Raw genomic sequence first — 24,904 nt, 5'->3', positions numbered from 1 at the left:
TTGCAATCGTTCTGCATGGTTTAAGCTTTTTACATAAGCACCCTCATCGAGGAATAGTAAGTTACACTATACAAAGAAAACTAAAAACACGGAATAGTAAGTGCTATGTAAGGTAAGATGGAATTATAAAGCGTTTAAGTGAAATCCTGTACATCATAAAAAGGGAAGTTGAAACGAAGGGGATGGAAAACTTTGAAGACCGAAAACACATTTCCAAATACAATAAAGACAGTGGAAGAACTGAGGGAAATCACCGGGAAGCCGAGTGAACTCGTAAATAATAAGGTTATTTCATACATAGACGAACATTGCAGCGGTTTTATTGCAAAATCACCTTTTCTAACCTTATCAACAGCTGACGAATCAGGATTTTGCGATGTGTCACCGCGGGGCGACAAAGCCGGATTTGTTTATGTATTGAACGATAAGCAATTGATCATACCGGAAAGGCCCGGTAACAAACGGATGGATTCCATGCGGAACATCTTGTCGAATCCGAATATCGGCCTGCTGTTTCTGATACCAGGGCTCGGTGAAACTTTACGCATCAACGGAAAAGCCAGTGTGATCCACGACGAAGAACTATTGGAGAAAATGGCGGTTAACGGAAAAAGTCCGCTTCTTGGAATCGGCGTCGACGTGGAGGAATGCTTTATTCATTGTGCCAAGGCGTTTAAACGGTCGGAACTATGGAATCCTGAAACATGGGCGGATAAAGAAGAACTTCCAAAAGGTGCGAAAATTTTAGCGGCTCATGCGAAATTGCCGAATGTGGACGAAGAAGCGATCGGCAAACTTCTGGAGAAGAGCTACAGGGACAGCCTGTATTAGAAGGCAGATGGTCGAGGAGAGAAGCAAACATCGATCAACAAGTATCGGAGAGAGGGCGGTCAAATGAAAAGTCATCGTGCTCTATTGATTTCCATTGGTATCGTCGCTGTACTTTTCGTGGCAGTGATCACTTATGGGATTTTGAATGACGAGACTTCGTATAGTACTCACTCAGGTTTGGGTTCAAGTATTTCTCTATCGCCAGATGATGCGACTCTTGCATTTTCTTATTATGAAAATGGAAAGGAAGCTATTTATCTGGGGAGCCTGGAAGACGGGGAAGTGAGGAAAGTGACGGAACCGGCAGAACAGGACCACAGAATGCCTCAATTTTCACCGGTTGGCGAAGGGTTTCTGTATCTGGCGGCTGACAGTGCCGGCGTCCAGTCTCTGCATCACAAAACCGGGGAAACTGGTGAATCCATAAAATTGACCGGAACAGAAGTGCATGTGTCTGACGCTGCTTTTTCACCGGACGGCAGCACTATTTATTATATGGCGATTCCCGCCGAAGACTTTTTAAAGCCTGAAGGGGAGAAAGAAAATGGAGCCGACTTATTTTCAGTGAATGCCGAAGGCGGAGATTTTCTTAAGCTTACTGACAAAGACTCTTTTGCAATGGACGACTTATCGGTTTCAGGCGATGGAACAACACTTTATTATACAGAATTTGATGGTGTGCAACGGCTGGTTGCCTATTCAATCGAAGAAGGGATGGAAAGGGCTTATTTGCCGCAGTACATCAGCAGTGACCTTTACCATCCGGATTTTTTTAATGATGAAGGGCTGCTGGCTTATACAGCAGTATCGGAAGAATCCAAAAATAATGGCTCGCTATTTGAATACGAACTTTTTTTGATGGAAACCTCATCGGGGGAAACGAAAAGACTGACGGATTTCAATGCTTCTGTCGCATCTCCAGCTTTTTTTCATCATGAAAACCGGATCGCTATTTTGATGCAGCCGAATTGGCCAAGTCAACCTGAGGACTATGAGGCAATGACCGTCGATTATAACAGTGGGGAAACGGCATCTGTGAGCTTGGATTTTCCTGAACTGAGCACCGAGTTCCAATCCTCCGCTCTAGTACACTGGCTCGAAAACCCCATAACGGTTACAGGTCTTTATCTTCTGCTGTTCGGTTTGTTGACCGTCTACTGCCAGTCGGTATTGAAAAGAAGATATCTCCCGGTTAAGGTAAGTGCTGTTCTGACCGGCACCATATTGGCAGGCAGCTTTGCAGTCGCTGTTTTCGACCCGTGGACGGCCATCGGTCTATTTGCTTTAGCTGCAGGACTGGCTGTCTGCACGGGAATCATCCTGGTTTTTGCTTATATTTACCGGAGGTTAGGGAAGTCGACAAATGAAACGTAATTGCAGTACTTATAAAAAAACTGTCGACCCAAATGAAGGGCGACAGTTTTTTTGAGTTAAGTGGCTATGTAAAGCGAATGTCACTTGAAGAAGCTCTAGATTATTCATGGCGTAGTTTGAGTGCCGCTATATAGAAGACTTGCGGATTTTAAACGTTTTCTGACGGAGATTCCTATCCAGGCAGCAAGTGCGGCTTTGATGACACCCACTAAAAGGAATGGGAAAAATCCTCCCATAAAGGCACCTGTCCATGACAGGTTTGCGAATATTTTCAACCAGACAGTTCCGAAAGTCAAGGCAACAAACATGCCGATGATATTGGCAATAACTGCATGAGTAACTGTAAAGCCCGTCTTCTCAAGATAATACCCGATAATAAAGGCGGTTGGGATAAAACCAATTAAATATCCGCCGGTTGGTCCAAACAAGCTGCCTAAACCGCCTGACATTTGCGCGAATACCGGAATTCCCACTGCACCGATCCCTAAATAAACCAAAACAGACAATGTCCCGTACTTAGCCCCTAAAATAGTTGCAGCAAGTCCAATTGCTAATGTCTGGCCTGTAATCGGCACTAATGGCAATGGAATAGTTACTTGCGCTAAGACTCCAATAATGGCTGCAAATAATGCTGTAACAATCATCATTCTCAATTTCAAATTCGATTCCGACAAAACTGTACGCCTCCTTATGAGTTAACCTTTTTATTTTATTGGTTAACTCATATACTAGCGTAGTTGAGTAAAATATGTCAATAAGCTTTTTAAAGATAAAACAAGTGATGAATAAAAAACAGAAAAATCACTCTATGGTGTAATGGAATAGTATAAACTAATAAGAAACATAAAGCGATGGGAGGGTTATTATGAGTTGGATCAATGGTGTAATTCCATTCCTTTTGATTTGTATCTTTATATACGGTTTGATAAAACAGATTCAACAGTCTGTAATTTTGCAGAAAACAATTTCAGCTGCCGATTCCATCAATAGAAGGCTACTCATCGGAAATCATTTCTACACCTTTGTATTTGCAGGATTTGTTTTTCTTTTACTGATTAATGTTGTCGTTTATTTTGGGATTATTCCTCAAACTCAAACGATCAGCAATACTGTAAGTCTGTTGACTGTTTTGTTTCTGGTGCTGATGTTCATAGCGAAATTTGCAGTTATACCTAAAGATCAGTTTGAATTTCCTCTATCCATTAAAAGACTGTAGTTAAACTGCTTAATCGACTGCTGAAGGCAGTGGGAATCAGAAATGCATCAAGGTTGGAGGTTTTAGGATGTTCGAACTGATCAAGCGAATTGTAAAAATCAATCCGGGTAAATTGATCCTGTTTGCCAGTCTATTTTACATCGCCAGTGCATATATCATCTACATTATCGAGCCACAAACTTTTCCTAGCCCTTTTGCTGGTTTCTGGTGGGTGATGACGACGGTCACCACTGTAGGTTTTGGTGATTATTCTCCAACCACGGTTCCGGGAAGGATGTTTGGAATATTCCTCTATATATTCGGTATCGGACTCGTTGGTATCATACTTGGGAAAGTGGTGGATTTTTATACTTATTACGGGAGGCTTAAAATGGAAGGAAAACTGGCTTACAAAGGAAAAGATCATTTTTTGATAATCGGCTGGTCAAAAAGTGTACAGAAGACCATCGAAGAAATATTGCTTAGCAGAGATATCAAAACAGATGTTGTGTTGATTGACCATGTGAAAGAGGCGCCCTTTAAGCATGAGCGGTTTCACTATATCCGTGGTAACCCCACGAATACAAAAGTTTTGCAGGAAGCAAACATCGATAGGGCAAACTCAGTATCGATATTCGCTTCTGAAAGTGATTATGAAGTCCAGGCAGACGGTAAAACATTGCTTATCGCATCCGCTATCGAGAGATATGCCGCTGATCAGAAGAGGAATATATACACCATCGTTGAAATCACACATGAAGATCATATCCGAATGTTCCAGCATGCCGGAGTGAATGAATTTGTGCTGTCGAGTGAATCCTTTCCTCAGTTAATGACGAAGTCCATGCTCCATCATGGTTCAAGCCGTTTATTTATGCAGCTGTTGAACCATACCTATGGTGAAAATATTTGGGAAATCGCTCCTTCTCCTTCGTGGCGCATATACAAAGATGCATTCGATGCGTTGAGTGAACAAGGTGCCAATTTGATTGCAGATGGACCTGACTTCAGCATTATTCGCAGGAGGGAAGATCCTATATCTGAAGGTGCACGGCTTTTTATCATTTGTGATCAGGCAACCTATGAAAATTTAAAGTTACAATAACTTCGATAATAGCAAAAAGGAAGACCAGAATCACCCTACAGGCGATTCTGGTCTTCCTTTTTCATGGATATCAGTTTACTTCATCTGTTACTTTGGAATTGTCGATTCTTTTAAATAAAGAAACCAAGTTTTGATTTTCCTGCAGCTTCTTTACTCTTACCGGTTTAAATGATGGAAGCTGTTTATGCATGAGAGACTCTGCAATCGTAGTAAACCAATAAATCAACACCATGAAAATAGATAGTGGCGGAAGAATCAACCAGTACTGGTTCGTCACAAAAACTTCCCTGGAAATCGCAATCATTCCTGACAGTTCATAAATTTCCAGCACCAAGCGGGGAGAATCAGACTGATACAGCGCTCCACCGACAAAAACAGATAAAATACCCAAGTGCACGAACATTTGAAGCACCTGCACAATGTGCTGTACCCACATCAACAGCAATTTTGGCCAGATCTGTGGCTGGATGTGTTTGGCTAGAATCCAACTCAGGGAACCTCCCATTAACACTGAACTCAAGACGTATTCTTTTTTCAACGACTCATTTATCTCGTTTCCGATTGCGCTGGTCGTTACAGGCAACACGATCACTGTCATAATGAACTTTTCAAAGACAGCATTCCGTTCGATTTCATTCCGTTCCATAAACAGTTCAATGGCTGTGTAGAAAACGAAAAAAGGAATGAACATTGTCAGCAGGATAAAAGTGATGCCTTTGGGACTGAAATCCGATCGCAGATAGCACCGCCGAATAAAGCAGGCGTCACACTGATCAGGACGATTCCAATAACGCCGAATAGAAATTTCATGGAAATCTTTATTACTTTCTTCATTCCGACCTCTTATATTTTGGGATTAACCTGGTAAGTGTATTCAAGTCAAAAAATACTCCCTGTAGATATAAAAGGTCAGTCCAATTACGATTAAGAGGTAAAGGACGGAACCGATGAAAATATATGATCTTCCTGCTGAATGGGCTTCCCGCTCCATCCGAATCCCCGTTTGCCCTTGAATGGACATGTCCAACTGGCGGCTGGCCATGCCTCCTTTAGATTTGAAAAAATAAATGAGGACCAATGCAAGTCCCGCAAAAGGGATAGCAATATCCAAAAAAGCCATTTGCAGAATAGCAGCTGCCACCCAATTGCCTAAAATCAACACAGCTAAAGTGATTAAAATAATCAGCCAATTTTTCATATATACCTCCAGTTTGAATTTTTTGAAAAAAATGTTAATTTCTTTGTATTCTATACGTTAACATAGAAGATGGGTTTCAGAAAATGAAATATTCATAAATGAGAAGCTGAAATTACTATTTTTTATTTCCTTTATGTATAACCTGTAAGCGAAAAGATTTTTCCGTAATCTTCTGTTTAATAATGGTAAACTTTATTTATCGTATTTATCTGTCTATTTAAAACAGAAAGCAGGGACAATTATGGACAATATAAAATTGGAAAAAGCCTTACAGCATGCTGGTATCGATTCAGCAGAGTATCTTGGGGAAGGGGCGTGGCATTACGCATGGAAAGTATCGCGAGCTGGTATCGATTTAGTGTTGCGGATCCCGAAAGCTAGTGCCTATGGCAAGCAGGTCCCGTTCGATGAAGAGACTTTAAAAGCAGATTACGGGGGAACTGAACTTTATTACCGAACCGTCAATAAAGCAGTTGCTGGAGCAGCGCCATCATTTTTTCAATACCATGTGTCCCCAGAGCTTACGTATACACTCGAGTCTTTTGGAGGAGAAAAGATCGATTTACATAAACTCACCGATGGAGAAGCTTACCGGATAGGCCGGGAGATCGGATACATCCATCGTAAGACAGAAGAGATTCCCCATGGATTGGAAGGTTTCGGTTATCTGAAATGGTCACAAACTCAAGGGCTGCAAGGCAGTCTGTCAGGAAGTGCTGAAGCATTTCTTATAGAAGAAAGTGAAGAGCATTTAGCGGATTACCAAGCATTAAGTGCAGTCCTTCCTGAGTTCGAAGACAAAACGCTCGGCGAAGCGATCCGCATGTCCGTAGAACTTAGAAAACAAACATTCACAAAGACTTTGTTGGTCAATCAGGATGTCTCACCGGAGAATATCTTGATGAATGATAACCGGGTCGTTGTAATCGACCCTTTTCCAAGTGTTTACTATCCGCGAGGAATGGCTGGAAATTTTATGAATTTGTACGAAACTTTCTTTGTCGCTTTAGCGGATACAGATCGCTATAAACAACATGATTTTAGTGCAGTTGCACATATTTTGAGAATGATCGGAAATGGATTTTTAGAAGGCTATAGCGAAGGGGATGCACATATCGCCAATCAAGTAAGAGGAGAACAACTGCTGCAGCTTTTGGAAACAGCAAACATACACCATCAATTGCTGTCGGAAGACATGACCGAAGGAATTCGGATTCGCTATGGAACAAAGCAGCAGATAGAAAATCGCCTGATGCTGCTTTCCAAAGAGTTAAAAAGATTGGGGGCTTCTGAAGCTGGGAATCTAGCAAAATCAGTCCAATCAGCTTACCGCGAGTAAAACAGTAGTTGGTGAAGGGAAAGATTTACCGAAATGAAAGTCTTCCAGATCAAGTGAACCAACTGCACGAATACTATTGATTTGGATGGGGGCGACTATATGGATGAATTGGAGTATGCAAGGTTTTACGAAAAAACCGGAAAGGTAAACGGATGGGACTTCAGCCAATTGCAAGTTTCCGTCAATGGGACAGGATGGCAATTCAATGATGAAGTAATCAAAAGGTGCAATAAAACAAAAATCTTGTTGGACATCGGTACGGGGGGAGGAGAAAACCTGTTAGCACTTGCTCCTACCGTACTGCTGGCAGTTGGAATTGATTCATCAAATGGAATGATTGATTCGGCAAAAGAAAACCTGAAAAAAATGAAGTTAGCTAACCTGCGTTTTGTGAAGATGGATTCCGAGAATTTGTTTTTCCCTCCAGATTTCTTTGATGTCGTCACCTCTCGCCACGCTCCTTTCGATTCAAATGAAGTCGCTCGAGTGTTGAAAAGCGGCGGGGTATTTTTAACGCAGCAAGTGAGCGAAGACGATAAACTGAATATCAAAAATACCTTTGGACGCGGCCAGTCTTTTGGGGATGCTGATGGGGCATTGAAACGAAAATACATGAAGGAATTAAAAGCTGCCGGTTTTTCTGTAGTGCAGGCATTCGATTATGACGCCAAAGAATATTATCAACGGCCAGAAGATCTCCTGTTTCTGCTCCAACACACACCAATCATTCCTGATTTCGGCAAAAAGATGAAAGACCTTCGCCTTTTCGATGAGTTCATCAAAAACAATCAAACAGCAAAAGGAATTTGCACAAATGCTAAACGGTTTTTGCTCATAGCAACTAAATAAGCACTTTCAAATTTTTCATAACGGAGGACATGATGAGACATACCATGGGGTTGGATAATGAATACTTCAGACTGATGAAAGAAGGAAAGAAAAGAATCGAGGTGCGGCTGAACGATGAAAAGCGTAGAAAAATTAAAGTTGGAGATACTATCAAGTTTAAAAAGCTTTCTGGACAAGATGAAGTGATGGAAGTTGAAGTTACCAATCTTACAACTTATTCAGGCTTTCAAGAAATGTATAAGCAAGTACCTTTTGTGGATATGGGTTGTGGAGGGTGGACAATGGACAGGATGATTAATGGAACGTTTGAAATCTATTCTAAAGAACAAGAAACACAATGGGGTGCATTGGCGATAGAGGTGAAATTGTTTTAGGGCAGTTGATTAGATTGACAAGGGAAAATAAAATCATTATTCCGGAGACCGCGACAGTCCTGGGAGTTCGACTGGACAGGCGTGATAACTTAATCTTATCGGCACCTCATGGGATTGACGATCCCACCAGTTTGGTCGTTAAACCATCTCCATAAGTTCACCGCAGATATCGGCAGGATTGAAGTTTATAGAAGTCGGATGGAACAGAAGAATTGGAAAAGGTATTGGCCAAAACTTAGGATAAAGAATCTGGATTAAACGAAGTCTCTCAATGAGGATACAATATTCGTTTTGTATATCTGAAGAAGGGAAAATTGATAAATCACAATAAAGTTACAAACTAATCATTGATTTTAGAAAAAATTTGTTTTATTCACTCTTCAGGTTGTATAGAATAAGATTAGATTGAAAGCGTTATTATAAGGGGGAAAGACAACTAGAGACGTTCAGCAGAAGATGGGCTGTGTTTAGGCTACTTAGAAATCAACAGGGGGAATAACGAACGTATGAAAGTATTGAAAGCATGGAATCAGATTAGTCTTGTAAAGCAAATATTGATAGGGCTGATATTAGGGGTCGTACTGGCTGTTTTGATTCCAGAAGCAGCAAAATCATTGACCATCTTTGGTACTTTATTTGTAGGCGCACTGAAGGCAATCGCGCCTGTATTGGTGCTATTTTTAGTGATGGCATCAGTCGCGCAGCATAGAAGCGGCAAGCCGACAAATATGAAAACAGTTATATTTCTTTACTTATTAGGAACGTTTTTGGCCGCATTGATTGCTGTCATCGCCAGTTTCATCTTCCCGGTAAGCATTGCCTTGACTCAAGGTGCTGAGGATTTGGCGGCTCCGGGTAATGCGATTGAAGTTATTAAAACTTTAGTGTTGAACATTGTCGATAATCCAGTAAGTGCGCTTTACAACGCAAACTATATCGGTATTTTAGCTTGGGCGATTGTCATTGGTTTGGCGTTGAGAACGGCCGCTGATAACACAAAATTAGTAATCACTAATTTCTCGGATGCAGTAGCTAAAATGGTTGGCTGGGTCATCAAGTTTGCACCACTTGGCATCATGGGTCTAGTGATTGAGTCCATTACGACAAACGGGCTTGGGGCATTGCTGAGTTATGGGAAATTGCTCGCTCTTTTAATTGGATGTATGCTTTTTGTGGCGCTTGTGGTCAATCCGCTTATCGTTTTTATGAACATTCGCCAGAATCCATATCCACTTGTATTTAAGTGCTTGAGAGAAAGCGGCATTACGGCTTTCTTCACGCGCAGTTCTGCAGCAAATATCCCAGTAAACATGACGTTATGTGAAAAGCTGGGATTGGACAAAGACACATATTCTGTATCAATACCACTAGGAGCAACTATCAATATGGCAGGTGCCGCTGTTACCATTACTGTTCTGACGCTCGCTGCTGTGCATACGCTTGGCATCCAAGTGGACATCCCTACAGCGATTATCCTTAGCGTATTGGCCGCAGTATGTGCATGTGGCGCTTCCGGTGTTGCGGGCGGATCGCTTTTGCTGATTCCTTTAGCTTGCAGTTTGTTCGGCATTCCTGCTGATGTGGCTATGCAAGTAGTAGGTGTTGGCTTCGTGATAGGCGTGCTGCAAGATTCATTTGAAACATCGCTCAACTCTTCAACAGACGCACTTTTTACAGCAACAGCTGAATACAAGAAGCGACTGAAGGAAGGCGAAAAAGTGAATTTCAAAGAAGTATTTGAACTCAATAAACCATCCGAAAATTTGGTGAAGAGTTAAATTTTTGAATCATTCGCTATGAATAACGTGATGCAATTCTTGTATCATGATGTGAACCAGTAAACTTAGACATGTACAAAGCGTCGTTTTGGGCTACTTGATTTTCGGATTCTTTCGGAATGAAAGTAGCCTATTTTTTTATGCGATCTTCTTGGATTTTCGTGTCCACCTTTTTGCTTAACTGCTAAAAAGGACTACATGGTGTACACTTACGTTAGAAAAGAGTGGATTTGACATGGCATTTGCTGAAGCAAGATATTATTTTTCTCAAGAAAGGGTGCTGAATGATGGAGTATGAAACAGTGATGCAGGAGCTTGAAGCATTAGGCAAGGAACGGATGAAAAAAATATACCTATCCAATGGCGCGGTTGAACCTGTTTTCGGCGTAGCTACAGGCGCCATGAAACCGATGGCCAAGCAAATAAAAAAAGATCAGCCATTAGCTGAACAACTGTATGCAACCGGCAATTACGATGCCATGTATTTTGCGGGCATCATTGCAGATCCGATAGCAATGACCGCAGCTGATTTCGACCGATGGATGGATGGTGCCTATTTCTATATGATATCGGATTTTGTAGTAGCGGTGACGCTTTCCGAATCGGATATTGCGCAGAAAGTGGCCGATAAGTGGATTGAGAGTGGTGAGGAACTGAAGATGTCTGCCGGTTGGAGCTGTTACTGCTGGCTTTTGGGGAACCGGAAGGACCATGAGTTTTCTGAAAGCAAGATTTCCTCGATGCTCGATAAAGTGAAAAACTCAATACACGATTCACCTGAACGTACGAAATCTGCCATGAACAATTTTTTGTACACGGTGGGGATTTCCTATGTGCCGCTAACTGAAAGAGCGATTGAAGTTTCCAAAGAAGTCGGTGTAGTGGAAGTGAAGCGTGACAATAAAAAAAACAGTTTCCTGAATGCTTACGAGAGCATTCAAAAAGATGTGGCTAAAGGCAGAGTGGGGTTCAAGCGAAGATATGTCAGATGCTAATGGGAGAGGGCAAGTCCATGATGGACATGCCTTTTTTGATATCAACAGATTCTTTCAGAACAGAACAATATAAGGAAATCAAAAAATTTTTTTACTCCTCACGAAGCTTTTTGGATGCATAGCCTATATACAAAAAGACAAATCCGGTGAACGATGTAGCAATAGCAAAAAGAAAGCCGAAAAAGCTCACCCCGATTCCAGCCTTTACAATAGGAGCAATGATTCCAAGAAAAATAGCATACACTAAAAAAGGCAGAAGAAATGCGGTAATGTAGCCCGAATGGATCCACCGGTGGTGTTTGTTTCCGACAAATTTGCTTACAGAAAAACTTAGCAGTGCAATATAGCTAGCTAAAATTAAAATCACATCAAGACCTCCAGTTCGTCATTTCACAATAGAAGAGTTGGAATTAGTTTACCCTTTTAAAGTGAAGCAAATACAAGAACTGACGAATAAGTTGCTGAATATAGGTCTTGAGAGAAAAGAGGTAGAAAACAGGATGAAAAGAGTAGATGTAGTCTATGTCCTTTTGTTCGACAGCAAGAAAGAAAATATCCTGACGGTGAAAAATAATACATTGGATTCCCCGTACTATACACTTCCTGGAGGAGCAGTTGAAACCGGCGAAACTTTGGAAGAAGCAGCTATACGTGAAGTGAAGGAAGAGACGGGATTGGATATTGAAGTAGGAGGCATGTATGCGGTGAGTGAAGCGTTTTTTGAAGAGCGGGGACATCACGCCATTTTCTTTACGTTCGAAGGGAAAATCGTTGGCGGAGAAATTAACCGGTCGCCTACTGACGAAATAGAAGAAGTTATTTGGATGGATGAAAATACAGCAGAAAAGTATGCGTATGTTCCAAGTGAGGAAAAAGGCTCAATACATAGGAAGACAACTATTCCATACGTTCTTCGCGGGAAAGTATTTCATTAAGAATGAATAAGGATGGATGAATATTATTATATAATGTGGCTGGCCCGTGTTATAATAAAGAACTTAGGGCAATTATTATTAGTGCCTCAATTGAACGGATGCCAAAAAGCCTCCGCTTATGGAAAGAATATGGAGGTGTAACAAAATGAATAAACGATGGACTTTTAAAGAAATCAAAGCATTTGTCGAAAAAAACTCAGACAGTAAATTATTATCGACGGAATACCACGGTTTTTCTCAAAAGCTGCTGTTTAAATGTGCATGCGGCAATAACTTCGAAAAAACATTTACGAAATTCAATACGAAAAACCAGCGTAAATGTGACGTATGCCAGCCGCCAAAAGCGCCACGAGGCGAATAAGATACGAACAAAGCCCCAGTTTCTGAACTCAGAAACTGGGGCTTTGTTATGTCTGATCAGAAATTCAGATCACCTCTTTGTTAGCTGTCGGCATTTATTTATTTCGAATACTGAACTGATATTGCATATTGGTGATCGCCAAAATACCGATAATGATGAAAATACTGAACAGCTGTGATGATTCTGAAGCCATCGAATAGAAAAGAAGCAGAACAATCGCTCCCAGCAACAGGGAATTCATGGTGATATGGGTTTTGTACAAACCGCCAAGCATTACATGCTTTTCACCGTCATCCGAAACATTCAGTAGTTTTTCAGCATATTTCTTATCACTGATAGTAGGCAAGTCTCGTTCCGGGTACATATTCTTCATAAGTCCCGGGAGGATGATGGATATGTTGAAACTGAAGACAATCAGTACAAAACCCAAAAGCAGCAGCCATAGCGGCTGGATGGTCAGGATGCTTAGGCTCATTGATGCTAAACTGAGCAGAATTGCCAGAGTGGAACTGAGGCTGGCATCCGAATACTTTTTGTACATACGTCCTTCAGCTGCATCTTCTTCGTCTCCGGTCAAGTCCTGTTTAGCGAGAATGCGGACACTGAAATAACAGTATGCTGAAAAGACAACCAGAGCTGCAGCGATGGCAAGAATGATTATGTTTCCTGCGTAGGCGTATGGCGACAAGTCTATACGGATATCGCCATCCAGGACAGCAAGCATACCAAAAAATCCTATCAGCGAACCGATCAGCAATTGACCACTTATTCTTCCGAATTTTTTCATTCCAGTTCCTCCTCCTCAAATTGAAAAATCTCTTCGACGGGTTCTTCAAAGACACGTGCGATTTTCGTGGCAATCAACAGAGAAGGCATAAATTCTTCCCGTTCAATCAAACTCACTGTTTGTCGGGAAATCTTTGCCCGCTTGGCTAGTTCTGTTTGGTTGATGCCCAATCGAGCCCGTAATTCCTTCAATCGTGTTTTCATGTCTTCACCTCACTCTATCTAAAGGGTAACTGATTTGTTTCAAAATGACAACTATATTAGTCAAATTGAAAAGTATCTTTGTCTTATTAGTTTAAATCATGAGGATAAAAGTTAATGAATTGACTTTTGCAATAAAAGGATGATATATTTTAATCAATTAGAGACAACGAGAGTCTGTAATATCTTTAAAAGGAAAAAGGAGGCCGTTATGAAATATTCAAATGCAACGAACTATGCCTTGCATACAATGGTGCACTTAATCCGTTTGCCGCTAAATAATACGATAGGTGTTCAGGAATTGGCGGAATTTCAAAAGCTGTCACCGACTTATCTGTCGAAGATTTTGACCAAGCTTACGAAAGCCGGACTGATTGAATCCACACCAGGCGCGAAAGGCGGATACAAGATTTCGAAGTCCCCGAATGAAATTTCATTTTTGGATGTCATTACGGCGATTGAAGGGGATACCAATTTGTTTAATTGTTCCATCCATCGTCATGAAGGCTGTCTGATTGAAGGAGTCATGAGACAATCTGAAGAAAACATGAAAGAAGAGCTTCGGAAGCGCCTCTTGATCGATATTGTGATAAAGATGGAAGAAAAGAGCCAGAGAACAGAAAACATCAACTAAAGATTCAAGAAAGAAGATGATGACATGATAGTGGATTGTGCCGTAATTGGTGGAGGGCCAGCGGGGTTGAACGCTTCGTTGGTTCTCGGAAGAGCAAGAAGAAAAACCATCTTGTTTGATGATAATAAGCCCCGCAATGCAGTGACTTCAGAAGCACATGGTTTTATAACTCGTGACGGGATAGACCCACAGGAGCTGAAACGGATTGCCCAAGACGAGCTGGGTAAGTATCCGGATGTTAAAATCGAAAAACAGCGGGTATTGAACGTAAAAAAAGAACAGCAGCTATTCCATATTGAAACCGAAAATGGAATGTTCTATAAAGCTCGAAAGGTAATTTTAGCAACCGGTTTCAAAGAGGTTCTTCCGGATATCAACCGCTTGAAAGAGTTTTATGGAACGAGTCTGTTCAGTTGTCCATTCTGCGATGGATGGGAGCTTCGAGATCAGCCGTTAGCCGTCATTGCAGAAATTCCTGGCGCTTTTCATATGGCTAAAGTGTCTTCCAATTGGACGAATGACTTAGTTGTCTGTACGAACGGAAAGCAGATCCTTTCAGCAGATGAAAAAGGCATTTTGGAACAGAACGGCATTCAGGTCAATGAGAAAAAAATCCGCTCATTGATTGGGAAAAACGGTAAGTTGGAGGCAATTGAGCTTGTTGGCGGCGAACGTCTCTTCCGTACAGGCGGATTTGTAGCGTCACAATGGATACAGGCCTCTGCTATTGGGGAATCACTCGGCTGTAAGTTAAGCGAGCGGGGCGGAGTGGAAGCTGATCGTTTTCGACGGACCAATGTAGAGGGGGTCTTTGCCTGTGGAGATACGGTTATGGATGGCCCATCCCAATTGATCATGGCAGCTGCAGAAGGCAGTATGGCTGGGATTGCTGTGAATGGAGAGTTGTTGGAGGAAAGATTTGCACAAGTAAAAGTAAGCTCTATAAGTTGAACTAAAGAAGTAACATTTATATGCCGATTCGGCGGCTATGGAAGAGAAGAGAACAATGATCCTCCGCAAGCTCTGTTGTATAGGTGAACCAAATTCTTCTGGCGTACCTTGGTTCCCACGATAAGCCGAGAAGAACACACACCTTACTGCCCCACCTCATCCTGAGCCGCACCGGCGCTGGAGAACTCTCAAAGATATGGAGCAAAACAGCGAAGACTCCTGCGGCTTAGCGATTCGACCGATACACCGCAGGGAATAAGGCGGGCAAAAGGAATTTGCCTACCTTATTTGCGACGAAGCTAGCGCAGCGATGCAGGAGCACCGGTTTTTCGCAGCGGACGAGGAGGATTGGGCGGGAGCCCGCTGGAAAGCGGAGCTGTTTTGCGGAGTATCGACTGAAATAAATCATTAGTTCAACTTATATAGCATAAATAAATTATTTAGTAAACCAAAAGCATTTACCAGCAAATCAAAAGGAGATCAGAAAATGGCTAATGAACACAATAAATCCCATGGAACAGCTCATCAGCACGGAAAAGTTTCTTATTTGGAGAGCGCAAAAAGAAAAGCCGAATTTTCACCGGAGCAATTGCTGAATAGGATTCCATTAAAGAGCACCGATCATATTTTAGATTTTGGGGCGGGAACGGGCTATTTTACGATACCTGCTGCTAAGAGAGTGGACGGCCAAGTTTTTGCACTTGATACCGATCAGGAGATGCTGGAGATGATCAGCCAAAAAGCAGCTAAGGAAGAGCTCGCCAATATTGTTCCGCTCCAGGGACGCAACATGGGAATTCCGATCCCTGATGCATCAATCGATGTGGTAATCGCATCATTGGTATTGCATGAAATCCATCCATTGGCGGCGACTTTGACACAGATTAAAGATGTACTTAAAAACGATGGTTATGTAATCGTTATCGAATTGGAGCCGAAAGGGCAGTCAACGCATAAGACACCAAGAATTTCTTTAGCTGGTATGGAAGAGGAGTTAGAGGCTGCAGGACTGCACATTATAGAAAAATTCTTTCCAGCTGAATCTTTGTATGTTTTGATTGCACAAAAATAAGCCCTTTGAAATGGAATCTCTTTTATCTTAATTAGAGACAACATGTGTCTTTAAAGTATCTAATTAGATTGTGAAGAGTACCAATTGAAATTTACAAGAAAGGTGCAGATTTAATTTCTGCTCCTTTTCTATTGTGAAAAAAATAATCTTTTCTCATACATATGAAAACGAAATTTGAAAATCAAAAATTATGTGAGCCAGTTAGAAAAACAAATGATACTATTTAGAAAGAATAATCTCTTGCGATGAACTGCCGGAAAATAACTGCTGGAAATGATAAAACATTTAAAGAGACGGGAGATATATCATGAAGCTGGAAATATGGGCAGCAGTAATGGTCATGGCAATAGGAGTCATCGGGTTTATAGCTTTGAGGACCACTTTCTTTTGTGAAGACTGCGGACCTCAGGAATCCGGAAGAGTGGAAGATACAGTAAACGCTATCTACGACTTGGAGGTTTTTCTGAATGAGACAAACGAATTTCAGGTAGCGGCTTCCATCAGTGTTACGAACTATTCATCGGACACTTGGGAAGATATCGGTTTTTACTTGGTTCCTAATGCCATGAACTCTGAAGAAACCTCTTTTTATAAAGATGACGATGTATGGCTGGAAATAATTGCGGTATCTGTTAATGGAGAAGAGTCGGGTTTTAACTTGGATAATAATGAGTTGTTGGTGGAGTTGGATACAGATCTAGAACCTGATTCAACTGTAGATATTCAAGTGGAGTATTCAATGGTTTTGCCGCAAAACGGTATGCGGTTGTCACAAGTGGACAACAACTTTTACTTGGCCCATTGGTATCCGATGCTTGGCTATTACCAAAATGGATGGGATATTGAAGATTATGACTCGAAAGGCGAGTCCTACGATACGGATTATGGGGACTATACCGTCAGCTACGACTTGCCCCAGGACTATTTGGTGGCCAGTTCGGCTGAAGATGGTGAAATCGTGGCCGCTTCAACTGGCACTGTGCAAGGTGACAACATAAAAGACTTTTACTTAGCCATTATGGATCCGGACGAATGGGAATTTGAAACCGTAGCAGCGAATGATACAAAACTGCGGGTGTTTACACCTCTTTCAGCGGATATGCTGGAGGAGACTTCAGGACTGGCAGCGGAGTCCTATGTGTATTTTGAAGAACACATCGGCGATAATCCCTTTGGCGAGCTGGACATCATAGGGAACGACGGCTATATGGAATACCCGAATATTATCGAAGTCGCAGCGGATGAAGAATCCCAGGAGTCTGTACTTGTGCATGAAATTGCCCATCAATGGTTTTACTTCCTGGTGACGAATGACCCGTACGAGGAAGCTTGGTTGGATGAAGGATTGACGGAATTCGCAAGCTCGCTTTTCCTAAGCGACTATTATGATGACGATGAATATGGATTTTGGGGCGCGCAAATGGCTCAAGAGTACTACCCGCCAGAAACCTATGTGAACTTGCCGCTCGACGAATTTAAAGAAGAGTCTTATTACTCTACGATCTACGGCAAGGTTCCGATTCTGCTGAAGGACTATTTTGACGGCCTGGACGGAAATGAAACCGCGCTCGATTTTTTAGCGGCCTATTACGAAGAATATCAATTCGAGCAAGTGGATACGGAAGAGTTTCGAGAGTTTTTTGAAGATTATTTTGAAGGGGACCAAAGTGAGTTTTTGGACAGCTGGTTAGAATAATAAATAATAGGTAAAGGGGAGAAGCTGCATTTATGCTTCTCCTCTTTTGTATTGTTTCGGTAAAAACCAATCTGATCGCGACAAAAAAACGGAGCCAGTATTAAAGTGAACCCCACAAGTAACTGCCCTTATAAAGACGTTATGCAGGCTCTACATCTAAAGTCTTAGTTCCAAGCACCCCTCAGGCTGATTAGTTATATGTCAAAACCGGTTATGCTGTTCTTATCAAAGGCTTAACTAAACAGTAGGAGGTTCAGTATGCAATCTACACGAAAATTGGTTTCACTATCCATCATTCTATTGGTGGCTCTTTTGGCTGGCTCGGTATTATCTTTGAACTCATTAGAGAAAAACCCATGGGTACATGATCAGCTGGTCGAACTATTCCAAAATGATTCGAAAGTGCAACTGGATATGAACAGAGGAGAAGTCACGGTTTCGGCTGACCAATTTGCGGCTGAGATGATCCTCTTTGCTGAAGATGTTCTGATTTATCCTTTTTATATGATTGTCTTCGCCGTATTCTTCAGCTTGTTCGGTTTGGTGATGTTGTCGACTTTTCCATCAATTGCGGCCGCATTCCTTGCGCTGGCTAGTATCTTGTCGCTATTTACTTTGGTGCCACCTCTGCTCTTATTTTTTGCAGCAAACAGTTTACTGAAGTCGGAAGGTAGTTTAAAAGCAATGACCACCAAGAACGCAATTTGATGGATTGGTGACTGGTTGAGAAGAGGCGCTGAAATGCGCTTCTTCTTTTTTTAGCTAAATAAGGTTTCATTTAATGCAAACCGGAAGGAATCTTTCGGAAAATGGAGAATATAACCATATGGTGTAAAAAGCTGGATCAGCAAGGAGGAAGAATATGTACAAACTGCTTATGTTATTGTATTGGCTTTCCGCAATCCTTACTCTTGCTGCTTTTTACGGAATGAACGCTTTAAGTGAACCTGTAAAAAATGATGGCTTCGGAGGTGGGAATGGAAATCCGACTTTGGTCATTCCTTTTTTTCTGATGCCATTCATCATGTACTTTCTGTACGGCACTGTTGAATTGTCGATGCGGATTGCCAGCAAGTGGCTTACTTCGAGAAGTATTTGGCTGGGGATTTTAATCAGCTCTGTTTATGTAGTCACAGTCTCAGTTTACACATTGAAAAAAGCAGATGATTTCCGTTCCTACATCGTGGAAACGAAAGACGCTTTTGACAATCCAGAAGATTTTTCCCTGTTCACTATCTTTTCGAATCACATTTTCTTTAATCCACTGACTTTCATTTTGGTGGTGATGATTTGTTTTCTGGCAGGGTTGGTTTGGAGTTTGATCAGGGATAGACCGAAGAAAAAATGAAGGGTTCAAAATGGCAGTTGCCGAGCTTCTGTGATTGACGGCCATGAAAGCAATGGAAGACCGGCAAAAGAATAGAGAAGATTCATACCTACAATATGTTAAAAGTAAATAATGGATAGAAAGGAGATGTTTACTATGTCCAATGAAGTGATCGGAATCATCGCATTAGTGTCAATAGCGATTTGGATTGCAGTATCCAAAGAAGCGGTAAAACCAACGAAAGAGATCCAATGGCCGAAGATGTTGACCTTGTTGTCTGCCGGAACCCTATCGGCATTCATCATCACCATTTCACTTTTTCAAAGCCTGCCGCTTTGAGATGGACTCGTTAGTTTGAGTCTTTTTTTCTTTCTGTATTTCAAACGCCAAAAGTAGAAAATAATCCAGGCACTCAAAATCACCAAGGAAGCAATAGATTGATATGTATAGTCTGCAAAAATCAAAATGGAAAATCCGATGATTGCGGTGGGGATCATGATGTAAATCCACATTCTCACTTCTTTATTCTTCCAACTGAGATCGAATCGATTTTCCACAGGCTTCCCCTCCTCTAAACAATTATCTCTAGAAATTTATTTTGCTAAGGCATCACTCTTATCAACAGAGTATACAATAATTAGGCGAATCAGGAAATGAAGAAGGCAGGTGAACGATGAGGGATTGCAGTGCAGTGATATTGATAAAACATAACAAATTAGGTCTCATTAAACGAGTGAAAAACGGAAACACATATTATGTTTTTCCAGGCGGTGGAATAGAAGATAGCGAAACTCCGGAAATTACAGCAAAAAGAGAAGCAATGGAAGAAACCGGGCTTGAAGTTGAAATTCAGGAATGTTTTGTGAAGATCGATTTTCATGGAACCCAGTATTTTTTTCTCGCCACAATAGTAGACGGTGAGTTTGGTTCGGGGAATGGTGAAGAATTTAATGACGATAGCAGAAACCGAGGCACATATTTACCTGTGTGGGTAGATATTAGCAAGTTAAACGCATTTGATGTAAAACCAAAGGAAGTAGCTAGAAAAATACAGGCTCTGTTCTGCTGCTGATAATTTAACAATGCACCATGATTATCCGGAAGACTTGGAACTGCTTCTCGCTTTTTGTTGAAAGGGATTTTTCAGAAGCTGAACGTTAACTTGACGAAATTTAAATTCACAGACCAAATGGAAATAACAAAATCAGAAAGGTTGGTAAATCATGTCTAACGAAACGAGTTGTCCATTTTGTGATCCTCATAAAGACCCGAACCAAAAGATTGTGTTGGAGAATACGAGCTGCTATTTTCTGCAGCATGCGAAACAACAGGATGTATTGGAGGGAAGTGGTGTGATCGTCCCAAAGCAGCATCGCACCCTAACATTTGATTTAACGAAAGAGGAATGGAACGATACATACGACTTGTTGAAACTGGCCAGGGAATACTTGGACAATGAATTTTCACCGGATGGCTATACATTGGGCTGGAATGTAGGCGCGGCTTCAAATCAGTCGATCGGCCACAGCCATTTTCATGTGATTCCCCGGTATAACGATGAGCCATTGGCAGGCAAAGGCCTGCGCCATTGGCTGAAGCAGCCGGAAAATAGAAGGGATAAGGAGACGCTCTAACCGGGAGCAAGTCTTAGACGCTTGCTCATCAGAGGAATTTCGCAGTAGCTATAGGGGGAAATACTTTGAAACAAAATCTAAACGAATGGAAAACACCTTCGATTCTCCTTGGTTCTTTGGGCATCGCCAGTGTGGGAGATTTCATTTACCTGGTTGCGATTAACATCATGGTTTACCAGATGACCGCTTCGGCAGCCGCTGTAGCAGGGCTATGGATAATCGGACCTTTGACCAATATCGTGACGAAGTTTTGGACCGGCAGTTTCATCGATTATCGAAGCAAGAAAAAAATCGTATTGGTGACCCTGATTGCAAGGGCGTTGTTTATCGCGTTGATTCCCCTGGCACCGAATCTTTCAACGGTGTACGCGATTCTTGTTGTTCTCAGTGTTGCCAAATCGTTTTTTGGCCCAGCTTCAATGACCTATATTACCATGCTGGTATCACCGCAAAAAAGAAAACGATTCAACTCGCTGCGGTCATTCACATCGTCGGGAGCTTTTATCATCGGACCGGCTATAGGAGGCGCGTTTATATTACTGAGCAACATCTCAGTGACCATGTGGCTTAACGCCGGATTCTTCTTGCTTGCTGCCCTGCTCTTGATCGTTTTGCCTGAAACGGAGAAAATTGATCAGGCGGATATTCCTGCTTTGACACCTGCTCAAATCGCGAAGGACTTTACAGTGGTCTACGGATTTATGGCTGACAGGAAATACGTTACGGCCATCTACCTGGGTTTTCTGGCAGTGATGCTCTTTTCTTTTGCGATGGATGTTCAGGAAGTTGTCTTTACCCAGCAGGTGATTGGCCTGACCGATGTAGAATATACGCTGCTGATCAGCATTACGGGTCTCGGTTCAGTGAGCGGTGCGCTATTGCTATCGCTGTTTTCGAATAAAATCACGATCCGATATATGATTGTAACTGGCTTGCTGATGATGACTGCCGGCTATGTCATCTACGCGTTTTCCTGGTCTTTTGCCTCGGTTACAGTCGGCTTTGTCATACTTGGTTTCTTTAATGTCTTTTTGAATGCAGGCATCATGACTTTTTATCAAAACAATATTGCAGTTGCTGTGATGGGCAGAGTGACGAGCATTTTTGGGCTGCTCCAAAGCGTATTTCAGATCTTTTTCATATTGGCAATCGGTTTCCTTGCTGATTTTGTGTCATTGAAATTGACCATTGGATCTCTTGCAGTCATTATGCTGATCACAGCATTCCTGTATTCCATCGCTGTGTTGAACCCGAAGTATTCCAGATGGTATGAGGAAGAGAATGAGGCACTTGAAGAAACACTGGCATGAGGTGTATCAATGCCAGACAGACTGAACACGAATAATGTTAATCGGATTGGAGGGGGAGCAAAAGATGAAAATAGAGACTTTACGGTTAATCATGATTCCTTGTGACAGCCATTCACAAAAGATCATAGAAACTCAAAACTATGACAACGGTGCTGAAATCGCCAAACATCTAAAAGAGCTTGGCGACGATCCAGCATTGTATGGGTGGGGCAGCTGGTTGGTTCTACAGAAATCAGATGGGGTGATAATCGGAGATGCAGGGTTTAAAGGGAAGCCGAACTCCGGACATGAAGTGGAAGTAGGCTACGGATTCCTCGAAACCTATTGGGGAAAAGGGTATGCAACAGAAGCAGTCGAAGGGCTTGTGGCTTGGGCATTTAATGAGATGGCGGTAAAAAAAGTGATTGCAGAAACCAACTGGGACAATATTGGATCCATCCGTGTGCTGGAAAAGGTCGGCATGAAAAAAACGAGGGATTCAGAGGACATGATTTATTGGGAACTGACGTATCAGAAGCGCTGAATACAATGAGTGATGAGACCGGATGTCTATATATGTATGGTCATTTTTTTGTTGACATGCAACCAAAAGGTTGCTTATAATAAATGTATGGAGAATAAAGATGCGGTATTCAGAGCACTCAACGACTCGACACGTAGGCTGATACTGGACGAATTATCTGAACGCACCGAAATGACTTTATATGAACTGACGATTCGTCTGATCACCAAACACGATCTCGACATTTCACGGCAGGCAATTGCCAAACATCTATCCCTATTGGATGAAGCAGAGCTGGTGAAAACAACAAGAAAGGGGAAATACCGGGTATTGACTTTCAACAAAGAGCCATTGAGAAATTTGCTGGAGGATTGGCTCGAGTAAGCTACGGAAGCATCTATTCAGATGAAGGAGGCAAAACAGGATGAACATACTTGTAACCAGTTTATTTGTCGAAGATCAGGACAAGGCTTTGAAATTTTATACGGAAACACTTGGCTTCATCGAAAAGAATGATATCCCAATGGGGGAATTCAGGTGGATTACACTTGTTTCTCCGGACAATCAACAAGGGACGGAGCTTGTCCTTGAACCGAATAACCATCCTGCCGCCAAAGAATACCAGCAGAAGATATTTGCGGACGGCATTCCGGCTACAATGTTCGGAGTTGAAGATGTGCAGAAAGAGTATGAACGATTGCTGGATCAAGGTGTAAAATTCACTATAGAGCCGACAGAGATGGGCAATGTCAAAATCGCTGTCTTGGATGATACGTGCGGAAATTTGATTCAGATTGCGCAAATGCTGTAATTGCAAGCGTATAAACAATCAAAAAAAACCATCTTTCAGCTGAAGGATGGTTTTTTGCTATCGTTTGTTAAATGATTTTTTCGAGTACGGCGTCAATAATAACTTTATCGATTCATCTGGAAACTGAAATAGTGCAGTGGCAAAGCAATAAAAACAGTTTTCTTTACTTCACAGAAAATTCAAGATAAAGTTTAGATAAAGAAATCAACAGGGCAATTTATAGCTAAGAAGAGAAAATTTCAATGGAGTGGCCAAGTATTCCGGACAATAGAGCTGGAAATACCGCCAAAAAGAATGTTTCATTCTTTTTGGCGGTATTTTTTATAGCAGGCTGGTAACCAGGGAAATCATTGATTTCACTCTTCTGCTGACGGATAATTCGATCGCTCAAGAGAATGAAAAGGAGGGGCTTCTGATGACGCGTGAACCGCATAGCCAACCATTAATTTCTCACTATATCGAAAAATTCCTGGAAGAGCATTTCGGGGAGAAACCGGAGCAGGTGATAGTCACTCTTCGCCCTCCATTCCTCCTGATCCACTTGAACGGTTTTATCTTGCCGTCCGAAAAAATGTTTGTGGAGAAAGGCCAATGGAATAAAGTTTTGGAAATAAGGGATTTACTGATCGATTCGGTAAAAGCGGATCTACTGACCGGGCTGCAGGCGTATAGCAAAGGGAAATTAACTAATCTGTATGCTGACTGGAATCTCTCCAAGAGGAGCGGCATGCTGATTGCGACTATGGAAAAGGACAGCCTGCATGAGGAATTTCCTTGGCCAAAGCGAGTCGATGAAGACACATTGCGGGAAATCATTCTCCTCAACAGCATGAGTACCCAAAGAATACCGGATCAGACGAATTTCTATTGGTTGAGCGACCAGATTCTGCTGATCGAACGCATCGGTATCCTTATAGATATTGAAAAGAAACTGGTCGAGAATGGAATCACGGAAGAACTGCGCTTGGCCAAACGGCCCTTGGAATTGCGGATCACTCAATTATTCAATTTGGAATCCATCCTGAATGGCCAGGTGTTGGACCTTTTTGTGGATTGGGACTTTCAGCGGGAGGTCAGTTATCTGGTGCTTTTGCTGGAGGAGCGAAAAACGTGAGCTGATGATGCAACCAGAAGAATCTACTGCTTATTGATAACAAGTGATAATCGATAATTTACATGTTTGTTCAAATCAATCAGAAAATCATCCAGCTGTTCATTGGATGGGAATTTGCATTCAAGAAGATAGCAGCTATCCCCGCTTATCTTGTAGTTGTTTATCACAAATGATTCCTGGGTTTTCAGGAAAGATAAATAAGGCTGATGATCCCTGTTTTCTGTAATGATGCTGATCATTGCATGCACAGGATAACCCATTTTCACTTGGTTGATCTGGACAGTATAGCCTTCGATGATGCCGCTTGATTCTAATTTTTCTACACGTGCGGACGTTGCAGGTCCACTCAGGTGAATTTTTTGACCTAACTCTTTCATTGTAATACGGCTATTTCTCGATAGTTCATCAAGAATATGTAAATCGGTGTGATCCAACATTTTTTCAAATCCTTTCACAAATAAAGTAAAACGGCAAAAAGACTTCATCCATCCTCTGTATTTCCGAATCGGTTAACATGTATACTGGGTTCACA

Annotated in this window: 35 protein-coding genes; 26 read left to right on the top strand and 9 right to left on the bottom strand. The window is 41.8% G+C overall.

All coding sequences use genetic code 11. The features are described 5' to 3' along the window. The first annotated feature begins 192 nt into the window (after positions 1-192). Positions 193-831: a pyridoxamine 5'-phosphate oxidase family protein gene (locus tag K8U60_RS00610; RefSeq protein ID WP_223632703.1), complete on the top strand. Its 639-nt coding sequence runs from the start codon at positions 193-195 to the stop codon at positions 829-831. Positions 832-894: 63 nt separating this feature from the next. Further along, positions 895-2,205, top strand: coding sequence for a TolB family protein (locus tag K8U60_RS00605; RefSeq protein WP_223632697.1), 1,311 nt, complete (start codon positions 895-897; stop codon positions 2,203-2,205). 104 nt (positions 2,206-2,309) lie between these two features. Here K8U60_RS00605 and K8U60_RS00600 read toward each other — a convergent pair whose 3' ends face one another. Next, positions 2,310-2,879 (bottom strand): biotin transporter BioY, encoded by a 570-nt coding sequence (locus K8U60_RS00600; RefSeq protein WP_223632695.1) that lies wholly within the window; start codon positions 2,877-2,879, stop codon positions 2,310-2,312. 191 nt (positions 2,880-3,070) lie between these two features. Here K8U60_RS00600 and K8U60_RS00595 point away from each other — a divergent pair, with 191 nt between their 5' ends. Both K8U60_RS00595 and K8U60_RS00590 read left to right on the top strand, forming a co-directional pair. Beyond that, positions 3,071-3,421 carry a hypothetical protein gene (locus tag K8U60_RS00595; RefSeq protein ID WP_223632693.1) on the top strand — a complete coding sequence of 117 codons (351 nt, stop codon included), beginning with the start codon at positions 3,071-3,073 and terminating at the stop codon, positions 3,419-3,421. Between the two features lie 67 nt (positions 3,422-3,488). Next, complete coding sequence (locus K8U60_RS00590; RefSeq protein ID WP_223632691.1) at positions 3,489-4,505, top strand: potassium channel family protein; 1,017 nt, start codon at positions 3,489-3,491, stop codon at positions 4,503-4,505. 70 nt (positions 4,506-4,575) lie between these two features. Here the strand turns inward: K8U60_RS00590 and K8U60_RS00585 are convergent, their stop codons facing one another. From K8U60_RS00585 to K8U60_RS00575, 3 genes are read right to left on the bottom strand one after another with little or no spacing between them, the layout of a single operon-like run. Continuing rightward, on the bottom strand, positions 4,576-5,151 hold the full coding sequence (locus K8U60_RS00585) for a hypothetical protein (protein ID WP_223632688.1): 576 nt from the start codon (positions 5,149-5,151) through the stop codon (positions 4,576-4,578). A 47-nt stretch (positions 5,152-5,198) separates the two neighbouring features. Beyond that, positions 5,199-5,339: a hypothetical protein gene (locus K8U60_RS00580; protein ID WP_223632685.1), complete on the bottom strand. Its 141-nt coding sequence runs from the start codon at positions 5,337-5,339 to the stop codon at positions 5,199-5,201. A gap of 40 nt (positions 5,340-5,379) precedes the next feature. Continuing rightward, the gene (locus tag K8U60_RS00575; RefSeq protein ID WP_223632681.1) at positions 5,380-5,703 is read right to left on the bottom strand and encodes a hypothetical protein; all 324 of its coding nucleotides are present in this window, start codon (positions 5,701-5,703) and stop codon (positions 5,380-5,382) included. Between the two features lie 241 nt (positions 5,704-5,944). Between K8U60_RS00575 and K8U60_RS00570 the strand changes: the two genes are divergently transcribed. The 6 genes from K8U60_RS00570 (at position 5,945) to K8U60_RS00550 (ending at position 11,038) form a co-directional block, all read left to right on the top strand. After that, on the top strand, positions 5,945-7,042 hold the full coding sequence (locus K8U60_RS00570; RefSeq protein WP_223632679.1) for a hypothetical protein: 1,098 nt from the start codon (positions 5,945-5,947) through the stop codon (positions 7,040-7,042). Positions 7,043-7,141: 99 nt separating this feature from the next. Continuing rightward, on the top strand, positions 7,142-7,891 hold the full coding sequence (locus tag K8U60_RS00565; protein ID WP_223632677.1) for a class I SAM-dependent methyltransferase: 750 nt from the start codon (positions 7,142-7,144) through the stop codon (positions 7,889-7,891). Positions 7,892-7,920: 29 nt separating this feature from the next. After that, a complete protein-coding gene (locus K8U60_RS00560) occupies positions 7,921-8,265 on the top strand; it encodes an ASCH domain-containing protein (protein ID WP_223632673.1) in 345 nt (114 codons plus the stop codon). Then, positions 8,229-8,420 carry a nucleotidyltransferase family protein gene (locus K8U60_RS19135; protein ID WP_411730337.1) on the top strand — a complete coding sequence of 64 codons (192 nt, stop codon included), beginning with the start codon at positions 8,229-8,231 and terminating at the stop codon, positions 8,418-8,420. The genes K8U60_RS00560 and K8U60_RS19135 overlap by 37 nt, the downstream gene beginning before the upstream one ends. Positions 8,421-8,771: 351 nt before the next feature. Further along, the gene (gene sstT, locus K8U60_RS00555; RefSeq protein WP_223632670.1) at positions 8,772-10,043 is read left to right on the top strand and encodes a serine/threonine transporter SstT; all 1,272 of its coding nucleotides are present in this window, start codon (positions 8,772-8,774) and stop codon (positions 10,041-10,043) included. A 287-nt stretch (positions 10,044-10,330) separates the two neighbouring features. Then, the gene (locus tag K8U60_RS00550; RefSeq protein ID WP_223634838.1) at positions 10,331-11,038 is read left to right on the top strand and encodes a DNA alkylation repair protein; all 708 of its coding nucleotides are present in this window, start codon (positions 10,331-10,333) and stop codon (positions 11,036-11,038) included. Positions 11,039-11,129: 91 nt separating this feature from the next. Here the strand turns inward: K8U60_RS00550 and K8U60_RS00545 are convergent, their stop codons facing one another. Further along, positions 11,130-11,405 (bottom strand): hypothetical protein, encoded by a 276-nt coding sequence (locus tag K8U60_RS00545; RefSeq protein WP_223632668.1) that lies wholly within the window; start codon positions 11,403-11,405, stop codon positions 11,130-11,132. A 133-nt stretch (positions 11,406-11,538) separates the two neighbouring features. Here K8U60_RS00545 and K8U60_RS00540 point away from each other — a divergent pair, with 133 nt between their 5' ends. Beyond that, positions 11,539-11,973 (top strand): NUDIX hydrolase, encoded by a 435-nt coding sequence (locus K8U60_RS00540; protein WP_223632664.1) that lies wholly within the window; start codon positions 11,539-11,541, stop codon positions 11,971-11,973. Positions 11,974-12,118: 145 nt separating this feature from the next. Continuing rightward, a complete protein-coding gene (locus tag K8U60_RS00535; RefSeq protein WP_058385191.1) occupies positions 12,119-12,334 on the top strand; it encodes a hypothetical protein in 216 nt (71 codons plus the stop codon). Between the two features lie 94 nt (positions 12,335-12,428). Here K8U60_RS00535 and K8U60_RS00530 read toward each other — a convergent pair whose 3' ends face one another. Beyond that, a complete protein-coding gene (locus K8U60_RS00530) occupies positions 12,429-13,121 on the bottom strand; it encodes a DUF3169 family protein (protein WP_223632661.1) in 693 nt (230 codons plus the stop codon). After that, complete coding sequence (locus K8U60_RS00525; RefSeq protein WP_223632658.1) at positions 13,118-13,324, bottom strand: helix-turn-helix transcriptional regulator; 207 nt, start codon at positions 13,322-13,324, stop codon at positions 13,118-13,120. Before K8U60_RS00525 ends, K8U60_RS00530 begins: the two co-directional genes overlap by 4 nt. A 208-nt stretch (positions 13,325-13,532) precedes the next feature. Here K8U60_RS00525 and K8U60_RS00520 point away from each other — a divergent pair, with 208 nt between their 5' ends. From K8U60_RS00520 to K8U60_RS00490, 7 genes are all read left to right on the top strand, one after another. Next, the gene (locus K8U60_RS00520) at positions 13,533-13,955 is read left to right on the top strand and encodes an Rrf2 family transcriptional regulator (RefSeq protein ID WP_223632655.1); all 423 of its coding nucleotides are present in this window, start codon (positions 13,533-13,535) and stop codon (positions 13,953-13,955) included. A 24-nt stretch (positions 13,956-13,979) separates the two neighbouring features. After that, positions 13,980-14,906 carry an NAD(P)/FAD-dependent oxidoreductase gene (locus K8U60_RS00515; protein WP_223632652.1) on the top strand — a complete coding sequence of 309 codons (927 nt, stop codon included), beginning with the start codon at positions 13,980-13,982 and terminating at the stop codon, positions 14,904-14,906. Positions 14,907-15,393: 487 nt separating this feature from the next. Next, positions 15,394-15,978, top strand: coding sequence for a class I SAM-dependent methyltransferase (locus tag K8U60_RS00510; RefSeq protein WP_223632649.1), 585 nt, complete (start codon positions 15,394-15,396; stop codon positions 15,976-15,978). 307 nt (positions 15,979-16,285) lie between these two features. Further along, on the top strand, positions 16,286-17,674 hold the full coding sequence (locus K8U60_RS00505) for a M1 family metallopeptidase (RefSeq protein WP_223632646.1): 1,389 nt from the start codon (positions 16,286-16,288) through the stop codon (positions 17,672-17,674). Positions 17,675-17,932: 258 nt separating this feature from the next. Further along, complete coding sequence (locus tag K8U60_RS00500; protein WP_223632644.1) at positions 17,933-18,382, top strand: hypothetical protein; 450 nt, start codon at positions 17,933-17,935, stop codon at positions 18,380-18,382. Between the two features lie 154 nt (positions 18,383-18,536). After that, positions 18,537-19,022: a hypothetical protein gene (locus K8U60_RS00495; protein WP_223632632.1), complete on the top strand. Its 486-nt coding sequence runs from the start codon at positions 18,537-18,539 to the stop codon at positions 19,020-19,022. 135 nt (positions 19,023-19,157) lie between these two features. Then, a complete protein-coding gene (locus tag K8U60_RS00490; RefSeq protein WP_223632630.1) occupies positions 19,158-19,340 on the top strand; it encodes a hypothetical protein in 183 nt (60 codons plus the stop codon). Here K8U60_RS00490 and K8U60_RS00485 read toward each other — a convergent pair. Continuing rightward, positions 19,322-19,558, bottom strand: coding sequence for a hypothetical protein (locus K8U60_RS00485; RefSeq protein WP_223632628.1), 237 nt, complete (start codon positions 19,556-19,558; stop codon positions 19,322-19,324). The genes K8U60_RS00490 and K8U60_RS00485 overlap by 19 nt on opposite strands. A gap of 116 nt (positions 19,559-19,674) precedes the next feature. Between K8U60_RS00485 and K8U60_RS00480 the strand changes: the two genes are divergently transcribed. The 7 genes from K8U60_RS00480 to K8U60_RS00450 all read left to right on the top strand — a co-directional run bounded on the left by K8U60_RS00480 (position 19,675) and on the right by K8U60_RS00450 (position 24,372). Further along, positions 19,675-20,073, top strand: a complete 399-nt coding sequence (locus K8U60_RS00480) for an NUDIX hydrolase (RefSeq protein WP_223632626.1) — start codon at positions 19,675-19,677, stop codon at positions 20,071-20,073. A gap of 151 nt (positions 20,074-20,224) precedes the next feature. Next, positions 20,225-20,635, top strand: a complete 411-nt coding sequence (locus K8U60_RS00475) for an HIT family protein (protein ID WP_223632624.1) — start codon at positions 20,225-20,227, stop codon at positions 20,633-20,635. Positions 20,636-20,700: 65 nt separating this feature from the next. Then, positions 20,701-21,945, top strand: a complete 1,245-nt coding sequence (locus K8U60_RS00470) for an MFS transporter (RefSeq protein WP_223632622.1) — start codon at positions 20,701-20,703, stop codon at positions 21,943-21,945. Between the two features lie 64 nt (positions 21,946-22,009). Continuing rightward, complete coding sequence (locus K8U60_RS00465) at positions 22,010-22,468, top strand: GNAT family N-acetyltransferase (RefSeq protein WP_223632620.1); 459 nt, start codon at positions 22,010-22,012, stop codon at positions 22,466-22,468. 87 nt (positions 22,469-22,555) lie between these two features. Next, on the top strand, positions 22,556-22,831 hold the full coding sequence (locus K8U60_RS00460; RefSeq protein WP_223632617.1) for an ArsR/SmtB family transcription factor: 276 nt from the start codon (positions 22,556-22,558) through the stop codon (positions 22,829-22,831). A gap of 40 nt (positions 22,832-22,871) precedes the next feature. Further along, positions 22,872-23,258 carry a VOC family protein gene (locus tag K8U60_RS00455; RefSeq protein WP_223632615.1) on the top strand — a complete coding sequence of 129 codons (387 nt, stop codon included), beginning with the start codon at positions 22,872-22,874 and terminating at the stop codon, positions 23,256-23,258. Positions 23,259-23,673: 415 nt separating this feature from the next. Next, entirely contained in the window at positions 23,674-24,372 is a 699-nt protein-coding gene (locus K8U60_RS00450; RefSeq protein ID WP_223632613.1) for a Na-translocating system protein MpsC family protein, read from the top strand. Positions 24,373-24,395: 23 nt separating this feature from the next. On the opposite strand, the gene K8U60_RS00445 is transcribed toward K8U60_RS00450, so the two are convergent. Next, entirely contained in the window at positions 24,396-24,809 is a 414-nt protein-coding gene (locus K8U60_RS00445; protein WP_223632600.1) for an Lrp/AsnC family transcriptional regulator, read from the bottom strand. Positions 24,810-24,904 lie beyond the last annotated feature (95 nt).

Origin of the sequence: Planococcus circulans (genome assembly GCF_020023385.1) — a bacterium.
Classification (GTDB): domain Bacteria; phylum Bacillota; class Bacilli; order Bacillales_A; family Planococcaceae; genus Planococcus.
Note: the sequence above shows the minus strand (reverse complement) of the source record. Positions and strands in the feature narration are given on the sequence as shown.

Excerpts from the sequence above, each read along its gene's own strand:
- K8U60_RS00510 (WP_223632649.1), top strand. The coding sequence starts at position 15,394 with ATGGCTAATGAACACAATAAATCCCATGGAACAGCTCATCAGCACGGA.
- K8U60_RS00465 (WP_223632620.1), top strand. The coding sequence starts at position 22,010 with ATGAAAATAGAGACTTTACGGTTAATCATGATTCCTTGTGACAGCCAT.
- K8U60_RS00565 (WP_223632677.1), top strand. The coding sequence starts at position 7,142 with ATGGATGAATTGGAGTATGCAAGGTTTTACGAAAAAACCGGAAAGGTA.
- K8U60_RS00550 (WP_223634838.1), top strand. The coding sequence starts at position 10,331 with ATGGAGTATGAAACAGTGATGCAGGAGCTTGAAGCATTAGGCAAGGAA.
- K8U60_RS00520 (WP_223632655.1), top strand. The coding sequence starts at position 13,533 with ATGAAATATTCAAATGCAACGAACTATGCCTTGCATACAATGGTGCAC.
- K8U60_RS00590 (WP_223632691.1), top strand. The coding sequence starts at position 3,489 with ATGTTCGAACTGATCAAGCGAATTGTAAAAATCAATCCGGGTAAATTG.
- K8U60_RS00455 (WP_223632615.1), top strand. The coding sequence starts at position 22,872 with ATGAACATACTTGTAACCAGTTTATTTGTCGAAGATCAGGACAAGGCT.
- K8U60_RS00585 (WP_223632688.1), bottom strand. The coding sequence starts at position 5,151 with ATGGAACGGAATGAAATCGAACGGAATGCTGTCTTTGAAAAGTTCATT.
- K8U60_RS00605 (WP_223632697.1), top strand. The coding sequence starts at position 895 with ATGAAAAGTCATCGTGCTCTATTGATTTCCATTGGTATCGTCGCTGTA.
- K8U60_RS00460 (WP_223632617.1), top strand. The coding sequence starts at position 22,556 with ATGGAGAATAAAGATGCGGTATTCAGAGCACTCAACGACTCGACACGT.
- K8U60_RS00535 (WP_058385191.1), top strand. The coding sequence starts at position 12,119 with ATGAATAAACGATGGACTTTTAAAGAAATCAAAGCATTTGTCGAAAAA.
- K8U60_RS00500 (WP_223632644.1), top strand. The coding sequence starts at position 17,933 with ATGCAATCTACACGAAAATTGGTTTCACTATCCATCATTCTATTGGTG.
- K8U60_RS00490 (WP_223632630.1), top strand. The coding sequence starts at position 19,158 with ATGTCCAATGAAGTGATCGGAATCATCGCATTAGTGTCAATAGCGATT.
- K8U60_RS00495 (WP_223632632.1), top strand. The coding sequence starts at position 18,537 with ATGTACAAACTGCTTATGTTATTGTATTGGCTTTCCGCAATCCTTACT.
- K8U60_RS00445 (WP_223632600.1), bottom strand. The coding sequence starts at position 24,809 with ATGTTGGATCACACCGATTTACATATTCTTGATGAACTATCGAGAAAT.
- K8U60_RS00525 (WP_223632658.1), bottom strand. The coding sequence starts at position 13,324 with ATGAAAACACGATTGAAGGAATTACGGGCTCGATTGGGCATCAACCAA.
- K8U60_RS00595 (WP_223632693.1), top strand. The coding sequence starts at position 3,071 with ATGAGTTGGATCAATGGTGTAATTCCATTCCTTTTGATTTGTATCTTT.
- K8U60_RS00505 (WP_223632646.1), top strand. The coding sequence starts at position 16,286 with ATGAAGCTGGAAATATGGGCAGCAGTAATGGTCATGGCAATAGGAGTC.
- K8U60_RS00475 (WP_223632624.1), top strand. The coding sequence starts at position 20,225 with ATGTCTAACGAAACGAGTTGTCCATTTTGTGATCCTCATAAAGACCCG.
- K8U60_RS19135 (WP_411730337.1), top strand. The coding sequence starts at position 8,229 with ATGGGGTGCATTGGCGATAGAGGTGAAATTGTTTTAGGGCAGTTGATT.
- K8U60_RS00575 (WP_223632681.1), bottom strand. The coding sequence starts at position 5,703 with ATGAAAAATTGGCTGATTATTTTAATCACTTTAGCTGTGTTGATTTTA.
- K8U60_RS00540 (WP_223632664.1), top strand. The coding sequence starts at position 11,539 with ATGAAAAGAGTAGATGTAGTCTATGTCCTTTTGTTCGACAGCAAGAAA.
- K8U60_RS00480 (WP_223632626.1), top strand. The coding sequence starts at position 19,675 with ATGAGGGATTGCAGTGCAGTGATATTGATAAAACATAACAAATTAGGT.
- K8U60_RS00450 (WP_223632613.1), top strand. The coding sequence starts at position 23,674 with ATGACGCGTGAACCGCATAGCCAACCATTAATTTCTCACTATATCGAA.
- K8U60_RS00570 (WP_223632679.1), top strand. The coding sequence starts at position 5,945 with ATGGACAATATAAAATTGGAAAAAGCCTTACAGCATGCTGGTATCGAT.
- K8U60_RS00580 (WP_223632685.1), bottom strand. The coding sequence starts at position 5,339 with ATGAAGAAAGTAATAAAGATTTCCATGAAATTTCTATTCGGCGTTATT.
- K8U60_RS00530 (WP_223632661.1), bottom strand. The coding sequence starts at position 13,121 with ATGAAAAAATTCGGAAGAATAAGTGGTCAATTGCTGATCGGTTCGCTG.
- K8U60_RS00560 (WP_223632673.1), top strand. The coding sequence starts at position 7,921 with ATGATGAGACATACCATGGGGTTGGATAATGAATACTTCAGACTGATG.
- sstT (WP_223632670.1), top strand. The coding sequence starts at position 8,772 with ATGAAAGTATTGAAAGCATGGAATCAGATTAGTCTTGTAAAGCAAATA.
- K8U60_RS00515 (WP_223632652.1), top strand. The coding sequence starts at position 13,980 with ATGATAGTGGATTGTGCCGTAATTGGTGGAGGGCCAGCGGGGTTGAAC.